Here is a 6236-nt window from a genome sequence, read left to right as displayed (position 1 = left end):
CTTGGCTGCGTCCGGCATCGACCTGGCGCACACCGGCTCGGCTGCGTCCGGCATCGACCTGGCGCACACCGGCTTGGCTGCGTCCGGCATCGACCTGGCGCACACCGGCTTGGCTGCGTCCGGCATCGACCTGGCGCACACCGGCTCGGCTGCGTCCGGCATCGACCTGGCGCACACCGGCTTGGCTGCGTCCGGCATCGACCCGGCGCACACCGGCTCCGTTGCTTCCGGCACCGACGTAACGCGGGCTGGCTCCGGCACCGATCGGGCGTCCGGCGCACGGGCGACACCGAGCGCCTCCGCGGGTCGGGGCGGCCCGGGGCCAGTTGATCTGGTCGGGCTTGAGTTTCAGCTGATCAACGCGGCCAGCCGGGACTGTCTGACCACCGCGCTCGTCACCAGGCCGTGCGCCGGGGGCGATTCGTTCCGCTGGCGCATCCGGCCGACGGTGACCGGGGCCGGGTCGCTGCAGCTCCTCAACGTCGCTACCGAGAAGTGCCTGTCGATCGCGGGCGCCGCGACCCGCGACAACGCCCGGGCCGACCTCTACCCGTGTGACGGGCATGCCACCCGGCTGTGGCGGCTGCGGGACTCGACCGGTGAGACCGCCCGGTTCCAGAACGTTCTCACTGGCAAGTGCCTGACCTCGCGCGGCGACGTCGCCGTGCAGCGGCGTTGCACGGCCTCCCAGCGCTGGACCGTCAATGTTCTGCGCATCCCGCTGCCCTTCATCGGGACTGGCTCGTAACCCGAAAGAAGTGGCCGGTGTAGATGTCCGGGGCCGGCTCCTGATTAGATCCGAGGCATGCCGGAAACCCGCAGTCGCGCCGCTTTCACCGCGTGCATCGCGGCCGGGGTGCTGCTGCTGACCCTCGGCGTGGTGACGTCGCGGCCGGAGCCGCAGGGGGCGGCGATCGCGGCCGGGGCGGTGCCGCCGCCGCGGCCGCCCGGGCCCTACGAGCGGGCGGTGGGGAGTCTGCGGGAGCAGTCGGCGGCGCTGCTGCGGGGGGACGAGGCGGGGTGGCTGGCGGCGGTCGCGCCGGCGCTGCGGGCGCGGTACCGGTCGATGTTCCGCTCGCTGCGGGCGCTGGACGTGTCGCGGTTCGACTACCGGCCGGGCATCGGGCGGCCGGTCCGGGACGGGGTCGAGTTCCGGGTCGAGGTCTCGTACTGCCTGGGCACTGACATGTGCCCGGGCCGCCCCGGCTCGCAGTGGCAGGAACCGCCGCGCATCGAGCAGAAGCTGACGTTCAAACCCGAGGGGCCGCGGTACGTCATCACGAGCGCCACAAGCGCCGCCGAGGCCGATCCGCGGCGTCCAGCGCCGTGGGAGGACGGCGAGCTGGCCGTGTTGCGCGGTTCGCGGGTGACCCTGCTGGCCGCGCCCGCCCAGCGCAAGTACCTGCCCCGCCTGCTGCCGGTGGCCGAGGCCGCGGCCCGGGCCGACGACCGGTTCGCGGCGCTGATGGGCACCCCGCAGTCGCGGTACCGGATCTACCTGGCCGATGATCCGCAGTGGCGTTCCTGGTACGGCGGGGAGGAGAACGACTGGGCGATCGGCCTGGCCGTCCCGCTCAACATGTACGCGACCGATGTCGTGCTGCGGATGAGCGAGCTCGACGACGATCCGGAGTTCCTGCGGGTGGCCCTGCGGCACGAGCTCGGCCACGTCGTGACGCTGGCCGGGGCCTACCGGGCCGATGCGGCCGAGGACACGTGGCTCAGCGAGGGCATCGCCGAGTACATCGGCTGGTCGCCGCGGCCGGCGTCGGCCAGCGGGCGCCGGGACAGCGCGCGGTGGCAGCTGCGGGCCGAGCCGGCCCGCTCGATGATCCCGGTCAAGCCGGGCCCGGACGCGCCGGACCGGGCCGGGGACGCGTTCTACGGGCTCAGCCACTTCGCGGTCGACTGCATGGCCCAGCGGTACGGCGAGCGGAAGCTGTTCACGTTCGTCCGGCTGGTGCTGACCCAGGACAACGAGTACGACCAGGCCGCCCGCGACGCGTACGGCGTGCCGTTCTCGGTCGTGGACCAGGGCTGCGCCGAGTGGATCCGGGCCCGGGTGCTATCAAGGGATCATGCTGGTTGATTTCGCCGCCGACGTCGCGGCCACGCCCCTCGAGGTGGAAGCGGCCGCGGTGGCGGCCGAGCGGGCCGGGTACGACGGGTTCGCCGCGGCCGAGACCCGGCACGACGTGTTCCCGGCGCTGACCCTGGCCGCGCGGGCGACCGAGCGGATCACGCTGCAGTCGGCGATCGCGGTGGCGTTCGCCCGCAACCCGATGAGCGTGGCCGTGCTCGCCAACGACCTGCAGCTGATCTCGGCCGGCCGGTTCCAGCTGGGCCTGGGCTCGCAGGTGCAGGCGCACATCGAGCGGCGGTTCGCGATGCCGTGGGGGCGGCCGGCGGCGCGGATGGAGGAGTTCGTCCGGGCGGTGCGGGCGATCTGGCACGCCTGGGCGACCGGTGACCGGCTGGCGTTCCGCGGGGAGTTCTACCGGCACACGCTGATGACCGACTTCTTCAGCCCGGGCGTCAACCCGTACGGCCCGCCCCCGATCTTGATCGCCGCGGTGGGGGAGCGGATGACGCAGGTGGCCGGCCGGGTCGGCGACGGTCTGCTCGTGCACCCGCTGACCAGCGCGGCCTATCTGCGCGAGCGCACCCGCCCGGCGCTGGCCGAGGCCCGCGGCGGCGACCTGGACGGCTTCTCGCTGGGTCTGTCGGCGATGGCGGTGCTGGGTGCGGACGAGGCCGCGCGGTCGCGGGCCGAGCAGGCGGTCAAGGGCCAGATCGCGTTCTACGCCTCGACGCCCGCCTACCGGCCGGTGCTGGAGCTGCACGGCTGGGGGGAGCTGGCCGATCAGCTCAACAGCCTGTCCCGCCGGCAGGCCTGGGCCGAGATGACCGCCCTGATCACCGACGAGGTCCTGGACACGTTCGCGGTGACCGGCGACGTTTCCTCGGCGGTGAAGAACCGCTTCGGTGGGCTGGTCGACCGGATCTCGCTCTACACGCCCTACGAGGTCGATCCGGCGCTGGTCCGGGCGGCGCTGAGCTGATCGGTGAGCGTTCCCAGCGAGCCGGCCGACAGCGCGGGCACGCCGCCGTGGAAGGCCCAGCGCAGGAATCGGGCGCCGGCCGTGCTGAGGATCGGGAACTCGGCCGTGCTGGTCTGGTGCCCGCCTCGGTGAACGACAGCAGGGCCCGCGACCAGGGCGTGGCCTCGAAGACGGTGTGCCCGGCGGACCAGCTGACCGTGTCGTCCTTCCTGCCGTGCACGTAGAGCAGGGCGGCCGGCGGTCCGGTGAACGGGGTGGCCAGGAAGTCGGTGCCGGCCAGCACGATGCCGGCCTTGAGCCGCTCGTCGCGGTAGGCGCTGAACAGCCCGGTGGTGGTGATCCCGCCGGCCGAGTGCCCGGCCGCGGCCATCCGCGAGCCGTCGACCCGCCCCTTCAGCGGGCCGGCCACCGTGTTCTGCAGGGCGATCTGGGTCAGCACGTGTGAGGCGTCCAGGGGCTGGTCGGCCACGTCGTACGCGTTGAACGCGGCCGTGCCGAGCGAGGTGTGCGGATAGAGCGGGGCCGCCACCACCACCCCGGTCAGCGCCCAGCTGACCAGCAGCGCCGCGTAGTCGTCGGGCTGCGAGAGCATGCCGTGGCTGAAGACGAGCACCGGGTACGGGCCGGGGCCGACCGGGTACCACACCCGGGTCGGCAGCGACCGCCCGTCGCGGCTGAACGTGTAGTCGGCCCGTCCGACCGAGTTCACCCCGGCCGGCGGCATGCCGCCGGCCGGCTCATAGGCGGTGACCGGGCGCGGCCGCAGCGTGGACGTCTTGACCGAGGCCAGGATCTGCGAGACCGGGTTCGACCCGCGAACGGCCGCTTCGGCGGCGGTGGCCCTCATCGCGACGGCGCCGGCGGAGACTCCGAGCAGTAATGATCTTCTGCGCACCCGGGTCACGATGCCGCGCGGGCCTGTGCAGCGCCTTTGCCGTCCCTGTGCGGCCGCTAGCTGTGAACTTCCCAGGAGTCACAGGAGTTTCCTGAGCCGTACCCAGCTCGGTGGGTGATCGTTGCCGGAGAAGCGACGCTTTCTTCCGAACTGGGGTGATTTGTCCATGCTCAGCGACCGACCGATCTTCGTGGTGGGCTGCCCACGCTCCGGGACGACGATGCTCCAACTGATGCTGCATGCCCACCCGCGGATCGCGCTGCCGCCCGAGAGCCGCTTCCTGCTGCCGGCCTACCAGCGCCGGCACGAGTTCGGCGATCTGCGCGACCCGGACCGCCGCCGCGACCTCGGCGCCTGGATCGTCACCACGGACAACTTCGGCGACCTCGGCCTCGACGCCGGCCGGGTGATCGACGCCGTCGTCGGCGCCCCGCCCACCCTCGGCTCGGCCCTGGGCACGGTCTTCCGGCTCTACGCCGAGCGTTTCGGCAAGCCCCGCTGGGGCGACAAGCGCCCGGCCTACCTGCGCCACTTGCCGCAGCTCCTGCGGCTGTTCCCGGACGCGCAGATCATCGACATCGTGCGCGACGGGCGCGACTGCGTGGCCTCGCTCAAGGAGGCGCCCTGGGCCGCGGACTCGCTCGACCTGCTGATCGGCACGTGGGCCCGGTCGGCCGACGCCTCACTGCGGGCCGCCCGCGCCTACCGGCCCGACGTCTACCTGCAGCTGCGCTACGAGGACCTGGTGGCCGACCCCGCGGCCGAGCTGCGGCGGGTCTGCGCGTTCCTGGGCGAGGAGTACGACCCGGCGATGGCCCGGCCCCAGGAGGTGGCGTCGGTGGCCGTGCCCTCGTACAAGACCTGGCACACGCGGACCCACCAGAGCGTGACCACCCAGCGGGTCCGCAGTTGGCGGCAGCGGCTGAGCGCCGAGGAGATCGTGCGGTGCGAGGCCGTGCTCGGCTCGCGGCTGGCCCGCTTCGGCTACGAGCCGTCGACCCGCCTCGCGCCCTCGCCGGGCGTGGTCGCGACCCGGGCCTGGCTCACCGCCCGGGCCCACCTGAGCCCGCTGCGGCAGCTGGCCGGCGATGCCCGGGCGGCGGTGCGGGCCGGGCGGCGCGAGCCGGTGGTGGCCGCCCGGCTGACCAGCGGTCAGCGCAACAGCCGACCTCTTTCGAGGTAACGACGGCCCGGCTTGATCGCTAAGCCGGGCCGTTTTGGATCTTCTTTACCCGTGTCGTTGATCCGCGCGCTCGCGCTCCTGGCTTTCCTGGCCGCCTTGCTCGGCTTCACCAGGAGCGCGGCGGTCACTCTGGCCCCGGCCCGTCAGCTGATCGAGATCGAGTCGACCCGGTCCGGGTAGAAGGCGACGTGGTCCTTGATCTCGGCCACGGCGGGCCGCGGGTCGCGGTAGACCCAGATCGCGTCCACCGACTTCTCGCCCCCGGCCGGGATCGAGTAGTAGCTGGCGTCGCCCTTGTACGGGCAGTAGCTCTCGGTCCGGCTGTCCTCGAGCAGCGCCTGGTCGACGTCGCTGAGCGGGATGTACGGCACCGGCGGGTAGTTCGACTCCTGCAGCGTCAGGGCGTTGCGGGTGTCGGCGACGACCTTGCCGGCGACCGTGACCACGATGTGCGCCGGGTTCGGCGTGATCGTGATCGGGTGGTCCGGTCCGGGTTCCAGGACGGGCTTGCCGGTCATGTGGGAGCTCCTTCGCTCATGATCCATTCCCTGAACACATTCTGTCTCGCCGCGCAGCCGATCGTCCAAAGTCCGGCCGGTCATCCAGGATCCCCGGCCGAACGCCTCAAAGGCCGCTGTTACCGCATATGCGGCGAACCGCAGTGATGGTCTGGAGGCGAACGAACATACGGCTCGAGGAAGGTAGAGACATGAAAGCGGCAACGCGGATCCTGACCCTCGTCGGACTGAGCCTGGTCACGGGCGTGACGATCGGTGCGGGTCCCGCACAGGCGGCCTCGGCTGCCTCGTCCTCGCAGGGCGCGACCCAGACCCAGGTACGCCCGTGGGACGACGATGACGACGATGTGGCCGGCTACTACGACGATCGCCGTGATTGTTACCGCGCCGGCGAGCGCGGCGAGCGGCGCGACTGGTGGGAGAGCTACGACTGCGACTTCGTGCGCCGTGGCCCGCACCGTGGCGACTGGAAGCTCACGGTCGACCGGGACGACGACCGCGACCACTGGCGGGACCACCGCCGCGGTCGGGACTGAACGCGCGTAAAACAGGCCACACCCGCTTCGGGTGTGGCCTGT

At 72.4% G+C, this 6236-nt stretch carries 7 protein-coding genes and 1 pseudogene; 6 read left to right on the top strand and 2 right to left on the bottom strand.

Translation table 11 applies throughout. The features are described from left to right. The 3 genes from AB0J66_RS28900 to AB0J66_RS28890 all read left to right on the top strand — a co-directional run. The coding region (locus tag AB0J66_RS28900) for an RICIN domain-containing protein (RefSeq protein WP_364666978.1) at positions 1-748 on the top strand (748 nt) is incomplete at its 5' end. 57 nt (positions 749-805) lie between these two features. Beyond that, complete coding sequence (locus tag AB0J66_RS28895) at positions 806-2089, top strand: hypothetical protein (protein ID WP_364666975.1); 1284 nt, start codon at positions 806-808, stop codon at positions 2087-2089. Next, the gene (locus tag AB0J66_RS28890; RefSeq protein ID WP_364666972.1) at positions 2079-3062 is read left to right on the top strand and encodes a TIGR03617 family F420-dependent LLM class oxidoreductase; all 984 of its coding nucleotides are present in this window, start codon (positions 2079-2081) and stop codon (positions 3060-3062) included. Before AB0J66_RS28895 ends, AB0J66_RS28890 begins: the two co-directional genes overlap by 11 nt. A 322-nt stretch (positions 3063-3384) precedes the next feature. Here the strand turns inward: AB0J66_RS28890 and AB0J66_RS28885 are convergent. After that, positions 3385-3786, bottom strand: a pseudogene (locus AB0J66_RS28885) (chlorophyllase); the annotation flags it as partial. A 337-nt stretch (positions 3787-4123) separates the two neighbouring features. On the opposite strand from AB0J66_RS28885, the gene AB0J66_RS28880 reads away from it, so the two are divergent. Both AB0J66_RS28880 and AB0J66_RS28875 read left to right on the top strand, forming a co-directional pair. Beyond that, positions 4124-5140 carry a sulfotransferase gene (locus tag AB0J66_RS28880; protein WP_364666969.1) on the top strand — a complete coding sequence of 339 codons (1017 nt, stop codon included), beginning with the start codon at positions 4124-4126 and terminating at the stop codon, positions 5138-5140. Positions 5141-5191: 51 nt separating this feature from the next. Next, positions 5192-5320, top strand: a complete 129-nt coding sequence (locus AB0J66_RS28875; protein ID WP_364666966.1) for a hypothetical protein — start codon at positions 5192-5194, stop codon at positions 5318-5320. Here the strand turns inward: AB0J66_RS28875 and AB0J66_RS28870 are convergent. Beyond that, positions 5284-5658 (bottom strand): DUF427 domain-containing protein, encoded by a 375-nt coding sequence (locus AB0J66_RS28870; protein ID WP_364666965.1) that lies wholly within the window; start codon positions 5656-5658, stop codon positions 5284-5286. The two genes, AB0J66_RS28875 and AB0J66_RS28870, sit on opposite strands and share 37 nt — an antisense overlap. A gap of 191 nt (positions 5659-5849) precedes the next feature. On the opposite strand from AB0J66_RS28870, the gene AB0J66_RS28865 reads away from it, so the two are divergent. Beyond that, complete coding sequence (locus tag AB0J66_RS28865; protein WP_364666963.1) at positions 5850-6194, top strand: hypothetical protein; 345 nt, start codon at positions 5850-5852, stop codon at positions 6192-6194. Positions 6195-6236 lie beyond the last annotated feature (42 nt).

It is taken from the genome of Actinoplanes sp. NPDC049598, from assembly GCF_040675435.1.
Classification (GTDB): Bacteria; Actinomycetota; Actinomycetes; order Mycobacteriales; family Micromonosporaceae; genus Actinoplanes.
The sequence above is the reverse complement of the archived record's forward strand: the minus strand, read 5'-3'. Positions and strand labels throughout refer to the sequence as shown.

Bases quoted from the DNA above. Each gene is read 5' to 3' on its own strand.
- AB0J66_RS28890 (WP_364666972.1), top strand. From the start codon at position 2,079: ATGCTGGTTGATTTCGCCGCCGACGTCGCGGCCACGCCCCTCGAGGTG.
- AB0J66_RS28880 (WP_364666969.1), top strand. From the start codon at position 4,124: ATGCTCAGCGACCGACCGATCTTCGTGGTGGGCTGCCCACGCTCCGGG.
- AB0J66_RS28865 (WP_364666963.1), top strand. From the start codon at position 5,850: ATGAAAGCGGCAACGCGGATCCTGACCCTCGTCGGACTGAGCCTGGTC.
- AB0J66_RS28895 (WP_364666975.1), top strand. From the start codon at position 806: ATGCCGGAAACCCGCAGTCGCGCCGCTTTCACCGCGTGCATCGCGGCC.
- AB0J66_RS28870 (WP_364666965.1), bottom strand. From the start codon at position 5,658: ATGACCGGCAAGCCCGTCCTGGAACCCGGACCGGACCACCCGATCACG.